This is a genomic window from Gemmatimonas sp., assembly GCF_041689975.1.
Taxonomy (GTDB): Bacteria; Gemmatimonadota; Gemmatimonadetes; order Gemmatimonadales; family Gemmatimonadaceae; genus Gemmatimonas.
Genome location: NZ_JBDNFF010000224.1, coordinates 1 through 19,449 on the forward strand (window position 1 = coordinate 1; position 19,449 = coordinate 19,449).

A 19,449-nucleotide genomic window follows, 5' to 3' on the forward strand; every position below is an offset into this window, starting at 1 on the left:
ACCAATTGGGTAATCGTCGGCCTTCGCGCTGCCTGATCGCCCAAGTGGCATGGGCTGGAGGTGTCACCACCTACAGCTCATGCGCTGGTTCCTCGTTGATCGTCCCTTACTCTTTCCCGTCCATGCTATCACTCGCTTCACAACTCCTCCTCGTGGCCGACTCGTCCGTCGTGCACATCGCCTGCGAGTCCATCGCCGATGAAGTCGCCTTGGTGGCGATCCAGCGGGAAGCGGTGCTTACCGAGTCCGCAGCGCTCTGCGTACAGATCCAGGAACTCGCCTTGGCCATGAAGGACCCGGAAGACGAAGCGGAGCTGTACCGTAGCCTGGCGGCACTGTGGCTGGAAATGCGATTTCAGTGGCAACGCCACAATCTGGTTGCCAATTACGACACGATGCTGAAGGGTACCTGCGAGCCGCTCGTCCTCGCCCGTGCGTCGGCGGCATCGTACATCCTGGGACGCATCGAAGGACTGCTGTCTCAGGATCACCGCGATCGGCTCAGCGATACGGCGGTCGAATTGCTCGAGGTCATGCGCGCCGATGTGGAGCGCGATCGCACGGGCGGAGACGCCTGATTATGTGGACATGGCTTCGCCGTCTCTTCGGCCACGGCGCGTCTGCACCACAGGCGCCTCTCGCATCCGTGACACCGAAGCGGGCTGTTTCGCTCGACGCCAACGTCGCGTCGGCAACGCGCCGCGATGTGCCCGCGAGTGCCGTACCGGATGGCCCGTCACTGCAGCAGATCTGGCAGGCGCGCCTGAGCGACGCCATGGAGTTGCAACGGTCGCACCCGATTGCCGCCCGGCAACCGGACGCGGCTGCACTCCTACTGCTGCTGCAGGATGGTCCCGACGTGGTCATCCGCCAACTGCCCGCCGCGGCTCGCGATGCGATGGCGCTCTGCAATGATGATCGGCTGTCACGCGCCGAGGTCGCCGCTCGACTGTCGACCGACCCGGCGCTTGTGCAAGGCCTGCTGCGCACGGCGAACAGCACCGCGTTTGCCAGCGGGCTGGGTACCGTGATCGGCATCGACCAGGCGATCGACCGCATCGGTCAATCCGGCGCGCGGGCCGTGATCCTCGCCAGCTGCGTGGATGGCCTGTTGAGCCACCCCGGTGGTGAGTTCAACGCGATGGCCGCCAGCGTGTGGAGTCACATGGTTCGTACCGGTCCACTGGCACGAGTCATTGCTCCTGCGTTCGCGGCCGACGGCGACGAGGCATTCTCGATCGCCATGCTGCACGACGTCGGCAAGCTCATCATCTTCGATCGGATTTCGGTGCTGCGCGCGTCGCGTCGCCGTCAGATCGAAGTGGACAGTGGCTTTGCGCACGCACTGCTCCAGCTGCTTCACGAACCCTTGGGGGCGCTCGCGGCCCAACGATGGGAGATGGGCGCTCGTGCGGCGTCAGCGATCGCGGGCCATCATCGCCTCGAGGCGTCCGGCACGCGCGATTCGCTGGCCGAAGTCATGTTCGTGGCAGAGCAGGCTGATCATGCCGCGCGTCGCGGCCAGACCTTGGACCTCGACGTCCTCTGGTCACAGGGCCGCCTCACGGGATCACCGGCCCGGGTGAGCGGAGCGCTGCAGCAGTCATTGGCTCTGGTCTGAGGAATACGAACATGAGCGAGAAGCTGATTGCCCTGATAGATCTCCTCGACGGAGACGACATCCGTACGCGCATCCGGGAGATGGTGCATCATCTCGACGGCATCGGCGAAGCGGACTCGCGCGATCTGACCGCCAGTATGGATACCCGTCTGCACGGCCTTGCGGCGTCGCTCCGTGACGTGTGCTTCGAAGATGACGTGACCGAAGCGCAGAGTATGCTGCCATGGATCTGGATCGAACTGCGATTTGAGTGGATGCGCTACAACATGCAGATGCAGTATCAGACCATGTTACTCGGGACCGCGCAGCCTCTGCTGATGGCGCGCGGTGCTGCGCTGTCTTCCATTGTCGATGCCGTCGAATTGCACATGGACGCCGAGTCGGCGTTTCTCATGCAGAAGATCGCGGCGGACCCTGCAGGAACCGCACGCGGCGCTATCGAACGGACCGATCGGCTCTTCGCACTCATGGCTGCGGCGAGCGCGGGTAGCCGCGACGCGGTGGAATCGTTGATGGTGGCGCAGGATCAGATCGCGCGACATACCGATTCGGTGCCCATACGCCATGAGTTGAACAAAGCGATCAGCGCGGTGATTGAAAAAGTCGGGGCGGCGCTGCGCGTGTCGGTGCTGGATTTTTCACATGCCTTGGAGGGCGTGATGATCCGCCAGTTGGGTCAGGCGCCGGTGCGTGTGACTCTTTCTCAGGAGAGCCCGGACTACAACCTGTCGGTCCCGAGCGGCGTCGCGAACGCGCTATTGAAAGCGGGCGGGCAGTGGATGGAGGCGATGGCCACCACGTCGCTGTATCAGTCCGCCGAAGCGCGCATCGCGGCCGGGCAGCCCGCGTACGTGACCCTACGAGCAGCACTCCGCCGCAGCGGTGAGCGCATTGAACTCTCATTGGCAGATGACGCCGACGGGACGGTGGAGTTTCGTCCCGACCATCGGATGTGGCCGATTCGCGACCTGAAAATGGCGATACAACAAACGCCGGGTACCGGCAGCTCGATGATCTTCGGCTGTGACGTGACGACGTTCACGGAGTACATGACGCTGCGCGTCGGGAACGACCCGAATGATGCCTTGATCGGCATACCGATACGTCTGGTCGATCACATCGAGCTGCGTGACGCCACCGCCATCGCCGTGCGGGGGACGCGCCTGATTCACCGCCAGCACGGGGGCACGCTGCGCTTGATCGACCTTGGTGACGCAATGTTCCAGAACCCGATTCCGGTGGAGAATGCGACCTACGTACTGGTACAGTCCGAGAGCAACGGGGGCGAAACCCTGGCGCTTCGGGTTCGGGGCGTCGAAGGAACTTGCCGTGGCAGTCTGAAGGCGATGCCGGAGCTCCTCACGAATGCACCGCTCCGTGGGTTCGTGCAGGCAGACCGGAAGGTCATTGGCATCATCGACTTCGAGCGCCTACTTCGCCACGAAACGGTTATCGCCAACAGCCGTCCGAAAGCGGCTTGATAGACGCATGGCCGGACGTCATCGACGCGGTGTATGGCCATGGAACGGGAATCATGAACTGATTGACAGCTGTAGCACGTGACCCAGCTTCTCGCCGTATCGATTCGACGCCATCGACGATCGACATGGGTGTTCAGATCTCCACCATCTACGGCGTGACCACGGGCTATGTGCCGGCAGACCGCGCGCGCCGAGCTGCGGATCCGGCAATCCTCATCGCAGCGGCGGCAGGCATCGGCGCAGACGATACGCACGTAGGTGGTGCGTGACACAGTCTCGCGTCAGCCTTCACGCGCTGGTGCTGTATACGACACACGGCTGGGCGGTCCGCCGTTCACGTGACCGATGTACTGACGCAACGCGGCCAACTCAAACAGTCCACCGCCCACGATGTAGGCTCACGGCGTTTTGTTGTGAAACGGGTGATCGCGTCGCGGAGTGGTGAGCCAGCGGCGCGACAGGTCGGGGCCGCGACGAAAGAGGCGCTCCAATCCTTCGTAGATTCCCACGAGATAGCGGAGCCGCTCGATCTGATCCACACTCAGGGTCCGCGGCGGCTTTTCCTTCCACTCGTTCAACGTGGAGCGCGCCACCGACTGCCCTAGCAGGGCGAGCCGCTGCTGGTCATTCACGCCCCAATGCTCCGTAATCCGGAAAAACGCTTTCACTCCCGGTCCTGCCAACCGTCCACGCGTTTCCGCGTCGTGAGCGGTGGCTAACGCCTGTGGCACCGCAACTCCCGTCCGACTTTAGGTAATCGTCGGCGAAAATCGGACACGTGTCAAGTGGATGCTTGTCGGATCCAGCGCGAGGCCGAGTACTTTGGTGGATACCCGACTCACACAAAAGGGCTGCGGAATTTCACTCGACCCATGACAATCGGCATCAACGAATTGCGATCAGAACGAGAAGGTCATCTGATTGCCGCCGCTCCCGCTACCACCGAACCGCGGATTGACCACGGAGTTGGGGGTGTGTCCCGCGCGTAGTTGAAATTCAGGCAGCACCTCGTAATCGCCGCTTACGCAGCAGTGGATGAGACGCGGTGGAGTTTCCGCTTCAGCGCCTGTTGGAGCAAGCCCAGCTTCTTGCACCCTTTCACTTTGCGGAACTGCTGTTCGATCTGCATCGAGGCCGCCGCACACCATCGCCACTTCTGATCGCTGGTACGCCATCGATCCACGCGTCGTGTCTTGGCTTCGACGCGGGCCATGACGCTCTCGATCAGATTCGTCGTCTTGAAACTCGTGCCCAGTTCGGCGACGACGCCGAGACGGTGCAGCGTCAGGGTTTCCTCCAAGCCCTCTTCGAGACTGCGCGCCGCGGATGCGTTGATCGTCGTGAGCTCCCGCACGAGTCGCTGCAGCGCCCGTTTCGCATCGGCGTAGCTCGTGTGCGCATACGCCGCTTGCAAGTTTCGACGCCACACGACTTGCAGCGGTTTGGTCAGGTAGCTCACGACGTTTTCGCGCTTGTGCCACTGGCAGCGTTGGACGGGCACGTCCCCGTACGCCTCGCGCACGGCAGCGCGGAGTCCCTTCGCCCCGTCCAGCACGACGAGCAAGTCGTCGGTCGCCTGGAAACCCCGCTCCTGGAGCTCGCGCAGGAAGGCCGCGCAGACGCGCTTGTTCTCGGTCGCGGTCTGCACCATGCCCAGAATGCGCTTGTCGCCGGCGGTCGTCACGCCGAGTGCGATCACCATCTGGTCCGAGGCGAAGGTCTTGCCATCGAGCAACAACACCAACCACTCCGCGTCATCATGGCGCCGCTCATGCAGCTGCCGCAGCGCCCGCGCACTCGCACTCGCTCGGACAAAGCGCCGCGAGACGCTCGACTTCGCCAAGCCGAATGCTTCCGGCACCGCTTCGGCGGCCGCCTCGTACTCGCGGCACAAGATGCCGCCGAGGACCCGGCGAAAGAGGCCCGTGTCGAGCGCCCGTGGCGTCTGCAGGGTCGCGTAGGTCGCGAGGGGCACTTCGCTCCTCGCCACCTGATCGCGCACGCGTGGCACCATGATGGGCAGCTTCTGGTCCGTCAGAAAGATCGAGCCCGCCTGCTGGCCCCAGCGCACGACGCCCGGCGTGCCACCTTGCCGCGCGTACCGGGCCCCCGCGAACGCCGTGACTTCCTGTTGCAAGGCCTCCTCGACCGCGCGCAGTCCCAGCGGGATCAACGCTTGGATCATCGCCAAGGTCACGGTCCCGTCATCCAGCGGGATCGGCAACTGGGAGGCGGCGGACGGCTGGTGCGTCGTCGATGCTTTTCGTACGCTTCGCATGGGTGGTGCCCTCCGTCTTGGAGCGCGAATCCTGGCCGGGATCAACGCTGCAGTATGGAGGCACCACCTGAATTTCAACTAGACCTAGGACAGACCCAGCCCGGATCTTCCACGGCGTACCCCTGTTGCTCGGCCCACGCTCTCTGGGCGGCAAGGACGCCGGACAATGGTGATTGAGTCATATCATAAATCTGGAGGGGAGGGCTGACATTGGCCGTTCCGAAGCCTCGAAACTGCCCGTCGTACCGAGCTCGCACAGGAGGAACGCGGGGCCGGTCTCTCGACCCGCCCCGCGTTTCGCCATTCGGCCTGCTCCAAACCCGCCACGGAGCGTGGCGCGGAGGCCCGCCTGTCGGCGTGAGCCCCCACAGCGTCATGCCACAAACCCCTTACTTCACCGCGTTCACCATATCGAAGATCGGCAGGTACATCGCGACGATCATGCCGCCTACCACGACACCGAGAAACACGATCATGATCGGTTCGAGCAGCGAGAGTAGTGCGCTCACGGCGGCGTCGACTTCGTCATCGTAAAAGTCGGCGATCTTGCTGAGCATTTCGTCCAGCCCACCGGTCTGTTCACCGACGGCGATCATGCTGATCACCATGGGCGGAAACACTTCGCTCTTTTGCAGCGGGCCCGCGATCGTGTCACCACCGGCGATACTCGCACGGCTGTTCATGATCGCGTCCTGCACCACGCGGTTACCCGACGTCCGGGCGGTGATCTCGAGGCCATCGAGGATGCTGACACCCGACGAGATCAGCGTGCCGAGGGTGCGGGTGAAGCGCGACACGGCCGACTTACGGAGCACGTCACCGAGGACGGGCACCTTGAGCAGCGCCTTGTCGATCACCAGCTGACCAGCGGAGGTGGCGTAGAAGCGCTTTAAGAAGAACGCGAATCCGGCACCGCCGATGAGAATGCCCCACCAATAGCTGGTCAGGAAGTGCGACAGCGCGATCACGACTTTCGTGGGAAGCGGCAGCTCCATGCCCACGCTGTCGAACATGCTGCTGAATACCGGGATGACCTTCCAGAGCAGGATGATGACACACAAGCCGGCCACGCAGAGAATGACCACGGGGTAGATCATGGCACCCTTCACCTTGCGAACGAGGGCGTCGTTCTTCTCCATGAATACCGCGAGGCGATTCAGGATGGTATCGAGAATACCACCCGCTTCGCCGGCCGCGACCATGTTGGTGTACAGGTCGCTGAAGGCCTTGGGATGCTTGCGCATCGCGTCGGCCACCGTGTTACCCGATTCCACGTCGAACACGACCTCGCGCACCACGGCGGCCAGCGCCTTGTTCTCGCTCTGACGCGCCAGAATGTCGAGCGCCTGCACGAGCGGCAAGCCGGCATTGATCATCGTGGAGAACTGTCGCGTGAAGATCACGATGTCGCGCATGCCGACCGACCCACCGGTCTTCTTCGGTGTAGATCGCGATTCGTCGACCTTGATGATCGTGAGGCGTTGGCGGCGGAGCTGGGCAACCGCGTCGTCGCGACTGGGCGCGTCGATCGTGGCAGATTTGAGCTCGCCGTTGGTACCGCGCGCAGTGTAGGTGAACGTAGGCATGGTGTCAGGTAGTCAAAGTGCGGAGAACCACTACAACAGCGTCAGGAGTTACCGTCGTCCGAGGCCGCCGACTACGGCACGATCGCCGGAGCGGCTGGCGGGCGAAGCCGAGAGATGGTCGTCGTTCGGTCCTTTGCCGATCATGCGCAGGAACTCGTTCGGGTCGCCCGACGCGCGTACGCACTCGTCGGCGCTCACCTGTCGGGACACGTACAGCTGGTACAGCGCGTCGTTCATCGTCTGCATGCCGAACTTCTTGCCCGCCTGCATCAGCGAGTAGATCTGGTGCACCTTGTCATCGCGAATCAGTGCGCGCATGGCGGGCGTCATCACGAGAATTTCCGCGGCCATCGCGCGGCCGCGCCCGGTGATCCTGGGCAGCAGGACTTGCGTGATGATGCCTTCGAGCGTGAACGCCAGCTGCGCGCGTACCTGGCTCTGCTGGTGCGCCGGGAACACGTCGATGATGCGGTTGATCGCTTCGGCGGCGCTGTTGGTGTGCAGCGTGGCGAACACGAGGTGCCCGGTTTCGGCGATGGTGAGCGCGGCCTGGATCGTTTCCAGATCGCGCATTTCGCCGATGAGAATGACGTCGGGGTCTTCACGCAGAGCGTACTTGAGGGCCGACGCGAAGCTCTTGGTGTCGGCGCCGACCTCGCGCTGATTGATGATACAGTTGCGATGCCGATGGATGAATTCGATCGGATCTTCCACGGTGATGATGTGTCCGCGCCGTTCGGTGTTGATCTTGTCGATCATCGCGGCCAGCGTGGTGCTCTTACCGGAGCCAGTGGGGCCGGTCACCAGCACGAGGCCACGCGGACGGTCGGAAAAGCCGGCGATCACGGGCGGCAGATTCAGATCGTCGAACGTCTTGATGTGGAATGGAATGCAACGGATCACCATGCTCACGCAGCCGCGCTGCTTGAACACGTTACCGCGGAACCGGGAGAGATTCGCGATGCCGAACGAGAAGTCGAGCTCGTCCTCCATTTCAAATCGCTTCTTCTGGTTCTCTGTGAGCACCGAATACGCCAGCTGCAACGTGTCCCGGGGCGTGAGCACGTGTTCGATACCGGAATTCACGATATCACCATCGACCCGCAGTTTCGGCCGGTCACCGGCAGAAATGTGCAAGTCGGAGGCATCCCGCTCGATCATCTCATCGAGCAGCGTGCGCAGGGATACGGGTGTCTGAACGGGAGCAGTCATCGCGCGGGCAGTCGTGAGCGAGGCGCCGATCGGCGTCCCGGATGTGGACGAGCGTTCCGGTGAAGAGGAAACCCCACCGTCACACGAACTCAGCTTGCTGTTTCACGAATGACTTGATCGAGCGTGGTCACCCCCTTGAGCACCTTGAGCCAGCCGTCCATGCGGAGCGACAGCATGCCCTCATCGATCGCGGCGCTGCGCAGCACCTGCACGTCCGCGTTCTGCATGACCAGCTTCTTGAGCGTCTGGGTCAGGAACATCACTTCGTAGAGACCCTGACGACCCTTGAGCCCGGTGCCACCGCAGGCATCGCAGCCATGCCCCTTGAAGAAGGGCAGCTCGCCGATAGTGGTATCGAGCGACAGGTTTTTGAGGAACGGCACGGCCTCCGGCGTGGCCCGCGACCTGGCGTTATCGAGCGCTTCGTCGGTGAACTTGAGTTCGCGCAAGCTGGTCGTGGCCTTCACCTTGGCACCGGCCAGTTCGGCGGTATCCGGCTCGTATTTCCTCTTGCACCTACTGCAGATCCTGCGTACGAGTCGCTGAGCCAGGATCAAGTTGAGCGCCGACGCCACGTTGAACGGCTCGAGACCCATGTCCAGTAATCGGGTAATTGTCTCGGGCGCGGAATTGGTGTGCAGCGTGCTCATGACCATGTGGCCGGTGAGCGCGGCCTTGATGGCGATACCGCCCGTCTCCAGGTCCCGGATTTCGCCGACCATGATGACATTGGGATCCTGACGGAGGAACGCCTTCAGTGCGGCGGCGAACGTCATGCCGATTTCGGTGCGGACCTGCACCTGATTGATGCCGAAGAGATTGTACTCGACGGGATCTTCGGCGGTCATGATGTTCGTGTCGCCGTTGTTGATCTTCGAGAGCGCCGAATACAGCGTGGTAGTCTTGCCGGAGCCTGTGGGGCCGGTCACGAGGACCATGCCGTACGGATTCGAGATGGCTTCCATCAGTTCGCGCTCGGCGCGCGGCTCGATACCGAACTTCTCGAGATCGAGGGTAAGGTTGCCCTTGTCGAGAATTCGGAGCACGACTTTCTCCCCGAACAGCGTGGGAAGCACGCTGACGCGGAAGTCGATGACCTTCTTGCCGACCTTCAGCTTGATGCGACCATCCTGCGGCACGCGGCGTTCGGCGATGTTCAGTGACGCCATGATCTTGAAACGCGAAATCAGGGCCGCGCGCATCTTGAGGGGCGGCTTCATGACTTCGGCCAGCGCGCCGTCGATCCGATATCGTACACGCAGTTCATGCTCGAAGCATTCGAAGTGAATGTCCGAGGCGCCTTTGTTCACGGCATCGACGAGGATGGCGTTGATGAGCTTGACCACCGGCGCTTCATCGACCAACGCCGCGAGCACACTTGCGTCTTGCGCATCTTCCTGCGCCTCGAGCACTTCCACATCATCTTCTTCAGCGGCCGCGATATCCTGCAGTACCGACTGCATGTGGACTTCGTTCGCTTCGTAATGCTTCTCGATGGCTGCGCGCATCGAGTACTCACCCGCCAAAACGGGAACGATGTCGTAGCGCGTAATGAACTTGAGATCGTCGATCACCGACATCGCGGTCGGATCGGCGATCGCCACCGTCAGCTGTCGTCCATCGCGTTTGAGGGGCAGTACGGTGTGCTTCGACGCCAGCTCAGCCGGGATGAGCTTCAGCAGCCGCGTGTCGACCTCGAAGCGAGACAAATCGACGGCCGGCATACGGTACTGTCGCGCGAGCATGCGCACGACTTCCGTTTCCGGCACGAATCCCATCTTGACGACGGTCAACCCGATGCGCTGGCCCGGCGTGGCAGACTGCTCCTGCAACGCCTTGGTCAGTTGTTCGTGACTGAGAAGCCCCTCTTTGACGAGGAGATCGCCGAGCCGTTCGATGGCTCGACCAGAGAAAGGTGCGGCAGAAGCAGCCATGGATGCAAATTTTCGGCTAAGACACGTATGACGCGCGCGGGCGTGGCGAGGCGAGGGCCTCACTTCGGGATGGACTGTACCTCCCGGAAAACGTCACCAGCGGGGCCAGCAACTGTGCCGTTGCCGGCCCGATGCCACGAACGTGACGGAGGCTTTCGAGCGACTCGAACGGACCGTGCTGCTCGCGCCACGCGACGATACGCGCGGCGAGGGCAGGACCGATTCGGGGGAGCCGTTCCAGTTCTGCGGCCGACGCGTGATTCACGTCGATCGGCGGAACCGGATCCGGCACCGTGGCGCGATCGAGTGTCGACCGCACGCGGCGACGGCTTGAGCCGGAGCGGGGTGCACTCGCCGTTGACGTTTTGCCGCGCCCGGTGCTCTTCGCGCGGCGGGCGGAGTCGACGGCCGCAATCTGGGCATCGAGGGCGCGAGTGGCGAGGTTCGTGTTCAGGGCCGGCCCCTGCTCTGCTCGGGCCAGATCGCGGGCCAGCGACGCCGTGCTCACGACGCGCGCGCCACCGCCGATCACGGCGATGGCAGCGACGAACAGAAGGGCCTGTCGTTCCGCGGGCGTGGGCATGGAGCCATGATAGTGACAATGAGCGCCGCCGCGGTAACCCGCGCGACGCCAGCATCATCTATCAGACGCGAAGGCCGTGCGGTGTCGGCACGTGCCAGGCGGTACTTTCGCAAATCTGGCGTCCTGCGACGGCCAAGTGTCACGAGTTTTCAAAGGAGAATCCTGTCTCCTGCGCCTCGCGAACATGCTACATGGAAGAAGTGGCGACATCAGCCCGTTGGTGACCGGTTGCCTCGGCCGCACGGTTGAACGGATCACACAGAGAAAAAGAGACAAAGAGAAAAAGAGAACATGGACCTCTGTGTTCTCCTTTTCTCTTTGACTCTGTGTGATCCGTTCAACGGCGCCCGCTCGATCGTCGCGCGGTGGGATGAACACGAGCTCTGAAGACTCACCCGCACGACTTGTCCGCGCCGCGTGATCAATGTGAAAATCGCAGACATGAGCGCACCGGCCTGCAGAGAGGGATCGGTCAATTGGTACGGTGTTTTCATGTAGGCGCCGAAGGGGGTATTTTCAAAGGGGAAAGGCAACCGTTTATGGCCAAGATTTGCGGAAGTACCGCTAGACACGTTTCAGTCTGATGAGGATGTCAGCGAACAACTCACGGACAGTGCATCGAAAGGCGACACGTGCGTGCGCAGCACTACCCATTCCATAATGGTCGTTGCTGTTGATCGGCGAAGAGCGGTGTCAATCAGCGGTAAGGCTGTTTTGCGGCGGGCGCGACGAACTGACTTACCGCAGATCGCGCGGATGACACGCGTAGAGTCCGTTGCGCGGCGACGCTGGCGCGCGCAGCGATGCTCATTTCATCATGGATACTCGAGCTCGTTGGAACCGATCACGCGATGGCGCAGAGAGCGCGGAGGCGCAGAGAGAATCCGACTCTGCAGCCTCTGCGCCTCTGCGTGCTCTGCGTGATCAGTTCAACCTGACCATCGATGAACTGATGACACAGCAAAAGGATGGTGGCAGCGGTTGATCGGCGAAGAGCGGTGTCGATCTGCGGTATGGCTGTTCTGCCGCGGACAAAAGAGCACGGCGGTGGATCAACTGGATATCCACACCCTATCGTCGCAGCGCGTTCGCGCTACTTGAGATCACCGGCGAAGAAGCGCAGTTGCAGCACGGCGCTGAAGATCAGATTCGACGTCTGCCGGTTGAAGTTGCGGTCGAAATTTACGACCCGCGAGCCGGTCAGACTGAACGTGAGCAGCTCCGACAGATCGGTATCGGCGTTAAAGTTGAACGCTCGGCGGCCGTTATCCGTGAGCACTGACGGAGCGATCGTGACCACCTCACCCACCGCGTTGGTGGACGACGAGCCTTGGACGACCGTCTGTGATGCTTCGCTCTGATACGACAGCGACGTGCGCACCGTCGCGTTCCGCGTCGTGAATCGCTTGGGTACCTTAAATCGCCGCGCCACGTCGAACGCCATGCGCCTCGTATCCCCGTTGGTGAGCGAACCGGGACGGCTGTCTTCGCGCCGTGTGCGGTCGAGCGAGGCATTAGTGGTGAGGCCACCCAGAAACGCCCAGGTGATCGCGCCCGAGAGCGGCTGACTGCGCGCCGTGGTCCGGCTGCGGTCGGCCAGACCGCCGGTCTCGTTGGGGATCATCGTTTCCTGTTCGCTCACGAGATAGCGCCCGTTCACGTTCAGCATCGTGATCACCTTCCGCAGACGCACCGGGCGCCAGCTCCAGCGCACCGAGTAGTCGGGCTTCACCAGCTGCGTGCTGGTGATCACGGCCTGGAAGCCGTCGAACGTGCGACGCGTCCACGTTTCCGTCGTGCCGTTCTCGAGGCGCGACTGCACGGTCAACGAGAAGGGAAGATTCAACGAGCCCGTGGCCGTCGCCCGACGCAGGCGACCAGCGGTGGTGGCCAACCGGGTGTCCAGTCCGCGAAACGACTGGATCCCGCCGAGTCCCAGTTGATAGCCCCAGCCGGGAATGAAGGCGGTGTTGTCGTAGTTCGACGTGAGGCTCTGCTGCCACGACACATCGATGGGGGCGAATATGCGTCCCAGTCGATTGGCGAAAGTCTTGTCCTGGGTGCGCGAGACAATCAGGCGACCCAAGTCGAACGTGGAGCCGGCACTGAGCGTTTGTGCGGCGCCTAGGCGCTTCGGCAACCGATAGGCGCCCGTGGAATCCTGCTCGCGCAACAGCGCTCGCGCGTTCGGATCCTTGTTCAGGTTGAACGTGGAGTTGAAGTCGAGACGCGGACGCACCCAGATGGCGAGCGTGGGCTGGAACAGGAAGGCCGACGTGAGCGAACGCTCTCGCTCGAGCCCCAGCGTTGTCCCGAGTACCTGCAAGCGCTCGGCGGAGGCCGCTTGTCCGCGATCGGTGCTGTCCGGCAGCAACGAGGTGGTGCGATAGTCGCGCAGATCGAGCAGTTGACGCGCGTTCATCGACGCCGTGAGGCCAGCCGATGGCCGGAACTCGAGCGTGCCGTTGTTCTGCCAGAAGTGCGTGAGTCCGTTGGCGACCTGGCCCGTATCGGTGGGCGACTCGGCCGCCTTGGTAAACGAGGTGCTCGAGTTCGCGTTGCGCGCCAGAGCGCTCGACAACCGGAACGAGGTGGGCGACCACCGGAACCGCTGCCCGCGAAAATTACGAATCGCGTCACTCTCGCGGAGACCACGTGGCAAGATGGTGAAGAGAGCGTCGACGACACGCGGTAGCTTCGATTCGCGCCGGTCATCGGAAAGATTGAGCGACGCCCCAAACACGTAGGCGCTGTTGGTGGCCTCCTGGAACGCGCTTTGCGAAGCGGCATTCGACCACGTGCCATTGAGCGTGAGACCATTCACGAGCGGTGCGTACCACCCACCATCCAACGGCGTCGCGCGTCGCAAGGCGAGCGCATAGTTGACGCGGCGGTCACTGGGATTTCGCAGGCCTTCGATGCCACTGGCTCGAACGTCGGTGCGATTGATGAACAGCTGATCCACGCCGGATCCCACATAGTCCACACTGAATGGCATGACGATGCCGAGCCGTGAGGGCAGCATACGCTCGAGATGCAGCGTGGTGCCCACACTCATGCCGCTGGTAGTCAGGAACGATGGCGTTTCGTTGAGCTGGCGGAAATTCGGATCGCGACGGCTCAGGTTCACGCGGAAATCCGCGAGATCTCCGGCGTTCACGGCGAGTCCGAGTTCGCCGGCAAATCCGATGTCATCGACAACGTCGGTGAGGCGAATGTCGTTGACCCACAGTTCGAGCGTGTCGTTGCTCATGATGCCCGTACCGCCACGCGGCACGCTGTCCACGCGCACGAGTCCGACCGCCATTTCCTGCACACCGGCCAGATTCGGCGGTGTCACGGTGGGATCGGCGCTGTACACGATGTAACCATCCTGACAGACCGCATAGCGACGCACGGCCACCCCTCGCGGCAGCCCCGAGCGACGAATCAATTCGAGATCAGCACCGGAGCAGGACACCGAGTCGGCGGATCCCTTGAGGAAGTTGTTCTCGAGCTGCGCGCGGAGAATCTGGAACTTCTGGAGATCAACGCGCACCTCGGGCTCCCACGCACTGAGCCCCGCACCAGCGTTCACCGGTGTGCGATACATGTAGAAGTTGTTCTCGTCGCGACCGATCTTCACGTACCCGTTCAATTCGCCGTTCTGGCCCCAGCCATTTCCTCGGCCTCGCATCCACAAACGCAGCGTCTTGTATCCCATGAAGGTCTTCGTGCCCTCGGGGAAGCGGAAGAATGCCTCGGCGCGATCGAACGGGCGGAACTGTCGGCCTGGAATGCCTGCCTGCAGTCGCAGGGCGCGCTCATTCACCTGCAGCCGATTGTTCTCGTAGCCTGTCTGGCGATTCTCCGGTGCCTCGATTACACCGGGCGGCGGCGTGTACGGCACCAGCGACGTGGAGTCGAGCGTGCCGATGACACTGGCGATCACATAGCCGCCCACCACGCCCGCGGAATCGCCGGCCATACCCGACAGCGGTTCCAAACTGCGCTTGAGCCAGGGCGCCCCAACCAACTTGAATCGTGTGAGCGCGACCCGCACGAATGCGTCGTCGGCGGATTCCGCGCTCGACACCATCGTGAGCCGTAAGGCACGTACGCGCCGATCGTTCGGCGAGTTCTGCTCTTCGGCCGGCGCGCGCCAATTGAGGCGCACCTGCACCCAGCACAGCGAATCGCTGACCACGCCCGTAGCGCTGGAATCCCTCTGTTGGTAGCATCTGCCTTTCCGCGTCCAGTTCCGCTCGTCGGCAAGATCGACCACGAAGCGCTTGTACTGCTCCTGATCGATCGCCGCGTTGGGGATATTCAGCTGACCATCGAGGTCGATGTCTTCTTCATCGAGGCGATTGTTGCGGGCACCGCAGTTGGCGCGGCTGTCGCCGAGCACCTGCACGATCTGCACGGCCTGTGTGCAGATCGCGACTTTGTTCTGCGTGCTGATCACTTGCGTCGGGCCGGTGCGATTCACTACTACGAGGGTATCGGCCACATCGCCCGGCAGGCCTTTATCGTTCTCCGCCGCGTTGAACGCCCGCGAGAAAGGATCGCGTTCGGAGTCGAAACGATCGAAGCCCACGAGTCGCTTGCCACGATACACGGAGTCGGCGGGAAGGCCCGCACGCACGGGCGCATTCACGGTCAGCGTTTCCGGCGCGAACGCGACGCTATTCTCGCTGATCTCGCCGAAGTCGAATACCAGCGTGGGATTACGCTTCACCTTCGACTGCTCGGATTGCACGAGCACGAAGAACTCGATGTTCTCCGTGCGGGAAAGATCGGCGCCGCTGGGGTTGATCACGGTGCGGAGCGAGCGCCAGCGGCGCCCCGACGGTGTGTTGCCCACCAGACTATTGTCGCCGATCGTCCAGGCGAAACGGCGCGTGGCGGTGCCCGGCTCGAAGTCGAAAATACCGCCGGTCTTGAGCGGATACAGTGTCATCCACAGCAACTGCTCGGCACCCTGCACGCCGGCGCCGACGATGCGCACCGACGGGTCGATCTGCTGGATATTGAATTGAATGAAGTTGCCCGCGACATCCACCCCGTTGTTCTGAAACGCCATCGTGGCGGCGCGGTTCACGGAGAACGTGCTGCTGCCGAAGCGTGCAGCCAACGTGTTGCCCAGCGACGGGCGCGAGCTGAAGTACCACGATGCCTCGGAGAGCGAAATGCCGGGTATGGCGCCCTCACCTTCGAACGATTCGATGTACGCCTGCCCCGCGGAGTTCGGCTGCGGTTTGCTCATCGCGAACTCCCCTTGCAGACTCACGCGTGATGGGGTGCGGCTCTGCTTGAAAGGCAACTTACCTAGTGCGCGCGTAAGCAGTGGCGCGTCCCACGCGAGGTTGCCGGTCACTCCCGCCACCAGCGAGCCCACTGGTTCGAAGCCAAGTGGCGGACGATTGAAGCCCGAACGCTGGCTCTGCGAGATCGCGGTGAACGCGAGCTGTCCATTTTCGAGCGGGAACTGCGACGCGAAGCCGAGGATGGTGGTCGGCGCCGCCGCGAACAGCGGATTCTCTTCGTAGCGCACCGACACCTGTCGCGGCGAGGCGAACAAAGTATCGGGGCGGTTGAACGTGATCATGCCGAGATCGTAGTCGATCTGATAGTCCGCGTCCTTCACCAGCACTCGGCCATCGAGCGACACGCGCTCGGAGTTGGGACGCACCTGAATCGTGTTCAGCGAGATAGACTGCGTACTGCCGCCGCCTTCCGAGAAGTAGCTGGCAATCATGCGGTAGATCGCCTGCGGTCGCTGCGCCGAGTACAGGTACTCGTTGGGATAGCGGTACAGCGTATCGTTGGCCGGGTTGGCGAGCGGCTGGGCGAGACCACCGCGGGCGAACGGCTGCAGCGACGGATAGAACACGAAGTAGTCGCGGATCAACTTCTGCTGTCCGCTACCGCCGGCGAACGAGGCCAGCTGGTTCGGATCGTTGGGTCGTGGCCAGACGCGATTCTCGACGTCGAACGCGGCCGAGTTGGTGGCCTGCGAGAGTCCGAACAGCTGCAGATACGTTTCCCCGCGCGAGGGATCGATGGGCTTTTCCTGATCGCCCGACGTACCTGTGACGAGCTTGAGTTTGATCGTCTGGCGCTGCAGGTCTTCGCCACCGAGGCGATACACCGACTTGAGTTCGCGTAGGAAGTAGGCGGAATTCGTGGGCTGCAGTTCGGGTTCCCAGAGCAGATTCGCGACCTGCGGATCGGCGGTGAACTCGATGTCCGGCGTGCCGCCGGTGTTCACGTTCCGCCCCGGCGTGCCGTTCACATTCACTTCGTAGGCGACAGCGAGCCGCTCGTCGTTGGGGTTGAGCGGACGCACCAACGCGATCCAGAGTTGCGACGGATCGACATAGTAGTCGACGTTCTCGCGCAGCACTTCGTAGATCTGTCGTGACGGATTGCGGGCGCCGCGTACCGAGAACTGCGGGCCACGCGGATTCTGATTCGCGGCGCGTATGAGCTGGCGATACACGTAGAGTCGCGCCGGTCGCACCGAGTCCGGCAACGACGCGGCCAGCTGCTGCATCTGTCGACGATTCAGCAGATCGATGTTGGGGTATCCGCCCAGCTGGCGCGGATCGACGGTAAAGAAGAAGCGGCGTGTTTCGACCTGGATGTCCTCGATCACGCGGTCGACCTGTTGCTGCGAGCGCTCGCCGATGGTGAAGACGTTGTCCTTGGACACATTGCCCTTCTGCTGCGCCACGATCGAGGTGAAGCGCATGGGGCCGATCTGTCCGGTGGCCTGGATGCCGTAGTTGCCCGACGGGATACCGGAGGTGAGGAAGCGCGACGCCGGCGGCTGAAAGGTGACGTTACCGACTTCGAGCGTCTGCAGCGCCTCGTCGGACTTGCCCTGATAGCGCACGGAGATGTTGTTCGACGCGTCGAACTCACGCTGCGAGTCGTAGTCGACGTTCACGAATACGCGATCGGCGACGACGCCACCGGTGCGCACGTTGAACTGAAAATCGAAGGCTGGTTGAAAAATGCCGAAGCAGTTGTTGCCGATGATGGTGAGCTGCGCCGTGGTGCATCGCTCGTTGCGGCTGCGCTGCACTTTCGACTCGAGGCGCGAGTTGAGGACGATGCCGAGGTCGCCGATGTCGCCCAGCAGATCTGTGGCGAGCTGGGTGGCGGCGTCGGCGCCGGCCCGGCGCTGCGGGGCGAGCGGCACGAGGGCCCCCGGGGTGGGGCCACTGTCGGTCCGCGCGGCCGCGACGGCCGGAAGCGGGGTGGAGAGCCCGCGGACCACGGTTTGTGCCCAACGGGCTGCGATCCTCTCGTCGTGGCGGCGTCGGGCGAGCTCGACGACACGGTCAGCGACGCGGGCCGGATCCGGCCGCAGCGCCGTAGCGGCTCCGAATATGCCGAGGATGGGGGGGACCCTGAGACGCAGCGTATCCACGGCCAGACGCGGCCCTGAGGGCAGCGGATCGGGCCGAGGAGCGATCTGCTGAGCCGCGAGTGGCACCGCGATCAGGGAAACGGCCGGGAGCAACGCGATCGGCAATGCCATGGGCGTAGCCATCGGCAGTGCCGCGAGCACCCATGTCTGGAGCAGCCTGCGCACCGAACTCCGGTCGTGGGGTATCAGCGGCCAACCATGCTGCCGCCGTACGGTCGAAAACTGCGAGCACATATTGTCGACTCTAGGCCGACGCGCCCTTGATAATGCGGGTGGTCACCAAGGAACTTACGTCGTGAAGCTTGTTACCCGCTATGTCGTGCGCGAGCACGTCGGACCTCTCGTGTTTGCGCTGTCTGCGCTGACGTCACTGCTCATGCTGCAGTACGTCGCACGCCAGCTCGCGAACCTCGCCGGCAAGGGACTCCCCTGGTCGGCCATCGGCAAATTCTTCGTCCTGTCGCTGCCATTCACCGTCGCGATGACGATGCCGATGGCCGTACTCGTGGCGACCTTGTACACCTTCGGCCGTATGGCCGCCGAACACGAGATCACCGCCCTCAAGGCGAGTGGTGTGCGTGTCCGCACCCTGATGGTGCCGGTGCTGACCTGCGCCTTCCTGTTGTCGATCGCGATGGTGGCGTTCAACGACCAGGTCCTGCCGCGCGCCAACCACGAGTTGCGCATCCTGCAGAACGATATCGCGAAAACCAAGCCGACGCTCGCCTTGCGGGACCAGGCGATGAATGCCATCACGGACCAGTTTTTCATCCGGATCGCGCGCAGCGATGCGAATACGAACAAGATGTACGACGTCGTGATCTACGATCTCACCAAGGGACCGGAGCGCAAGACGATCTACGCCGACAGCGGCGTATTCTCGTTGACGCAGAACGGGCAGGATCTGCTGCTGCAGCTGTTCGATGGATACTCGCAGGAATTTGTCCGTGGTGATCCGAAGCGCTTGCAACGCAGCTTCTTCATTGACCAGACCGTGAAGGTGCGCGGGATCACCCGCGGCTTCGAAAGCACCAGCCGTGACGACTTCCGCGGCGACCGCGAAATGACCGTCTGCGAGATGCACCGGCGGTACAACGCCGACGCGATGGAATATCGACGGGTGCGTCAGGAGTACATCATGGATGCCAGCCGACTCGTGGCCCCGGGCACGAAAACGCTGCGGGCGCCGCGCGACCGGCCCCCCGGTGAAGGACTGGCCCAGTTTTACTGCGTGACCTTGCCATCGCTGTTTCTCCCCAGGAAGGCCAAGGCGCAACCAGCGGTCGTGCCAGCGGTCGTGCCAGCGGTCGTGCCAGCGGTCGTGCCAGCGGTCG

Annotated in this window: 12 protein-coding genes; 5 read left to right on the top strand and 7 right to left on the bottom strand. The window is 62.9% G+C overall.

Going from position 1 to position 19,449, the window contains the following annotated elements; genetic code table 11:
* Window positions 1–122 precede the first annotated feature (122 nt).
* The 4 genes from ACESNG_RS14030 to ACESNG_RS14045 all read left to right on the top strand — a co-directional run bounded on the left by ACESNG_RS14030 (window position 123) and on the right by ACESNG_RS14045 (window position 3,371).
* On the top strand, window positions 123–578 hold the full coding sequence (locus tag ACESNG_RS14030) for a hypothetical protein (RefSeq protein ID WP_373064357.1): 456 nt from the start codon (window positions 123–125) through the stop codon (window positions 576–578).
* A 68-nt stretch (window positions 579–646) separates the two neighbouring features.
* Window positions 647–1,621, top strand: coding sequence for an HDOD domain-containing protein (locus tag ACESNG_RS14035; protein ID WP_373069459.1), 975 nt, complete (start codon window positions 647–649; stop codon window positions 1,619–1,621).
* Window positions 1,622–1,632: 11 nt separating this feature from the next.
* Window positions 1,633–3,102: a chemotaxis protein CheW gene (locus tag ACESNG_RS14040; protein ID WP_373064361.1), complete on the top strand. Its 1,470-nt coding sequence runs from the start codon at window positions 1,633–1,635 to the stop codon at window positions 3,100–3,102.
* Between the two features lie 125 nt (window positions 3,103–3,227).
* Entirely contained in the window at window positions 3,228–3,371 is a 144-nt protein-coding gene (locus tag ACESNG_RS14045; protein ID WP_373064363.1) for a hypothetical protein, read from the top strand.
* 129 nt (window positions 3,372–3,500) lie between these two features.
* Here the strand turns inward: ACESNG_RS14045 and ACESNG_RS14050 are convergent, their stop codons facing one another.
* The 7 genes from ACESNG_RS14050 to sprA all read right to left on the bottom strand — a co-directional run bounded on the left by ACESNG_RS14050 (window position 3,501) and on the right by sprA (window position 18,238).
* A complete protein-coding gene (locus ACESNG_RS14050; RefSeq protein ID WP_373064365.1) occupies window positions 3,501–3,833 on the bottom strand; it encodes an antitoxin Xre-like helix-turn-helix domain-containing protein in 333 nt (110 codons plus the stop codon).
* Window positions 3,834–4,123: 290 nt separating this feature from the next.
* A complete protein-coding gene (locus ACESNG_RS14055) occupies window positions 4,124–5,299 on the bottom strand; it encodes a transposase (RefSeq protein WP_373069461.1) in 1,176 nt (391 codons plus the stop codon).
* Between the two features lie 470 nt (window positions 5,300–5,769).
* Window positions 5,770–6,966, bottom strand: a complete 1,197-nt coding sequence (locus ACESNG_RS14060; RefSeq protein ID WP_373061074.1) for a type II secretion system F family protein — start codon at window positions 6,964–6,966, stop codon at window positions 5,770–5,772.
* A gap of 48 nt (window positions 6,967–7,014) precedes the next feature.
* Window positions 7,015–8,178 (bottom strand): type IV pilus twitching motility protein PilT, encoded by a 1,164-nt coding sequence (locus tag ACESNG_RS14065; RefSeq protein ID WP_373061075.1) that lies wholly within the window; start codon window positions 8,176–8,178, stop codon window positions 7,015–7,017.
* Window positions 8,179–8,267: 89 nt separating this feature from the next.
* The gene (locus tag ACESNG_RS14070) at window positions 8,268–10,112 is read right to left on the bottom strand and encodes a GspE/PulE family protein (RefSeq protein ID WP_373061076.1); all 1,845 of its coding nucleotides are present in this window, start codon (window positions 10,110–10,112) and stop codon (window positions 8,268–8,270) included.
* 16 nt (window positions 10,113–10,128) lie between these two features.
* Complete coding sequence (locus tag ACESNG_RS14075; protein WP_373069463.1) at window positions 10,129–10,695, bottom strand: ComEA family DNA-binding protein; 567 nt, start codon at window positions 10,693–10,695, stop codon at window positions 10,129–10,131.
* Window positions 10,696–11,788: 1,093 nt separating this feature from the next.
* Window positions 11,789–18,238, bottom strand: coding sequence for a cell surface protein SprA (sprA, locus tag ACESNG_RS14080; RefSeq protein WP_373069465.1), 6,450 nt, complete (start codon window positions 18,236–18,238; stop codon window positions 11,789–11,791).
* A 172-nt stretch (window positions 18,239–18,410) separates the two neighbouring features.
* Here sprA and ACESNG_RS14085 point away from each other — a divergent pair.
* Window positions 18,411–19,449 (top strand): LptF/LptG family permease (locus tag ACESNG_RS14085; RefSeq protein WP_373065309.1); only part of this gene is annotated, 1,039 nt, incomplete at its 3' end.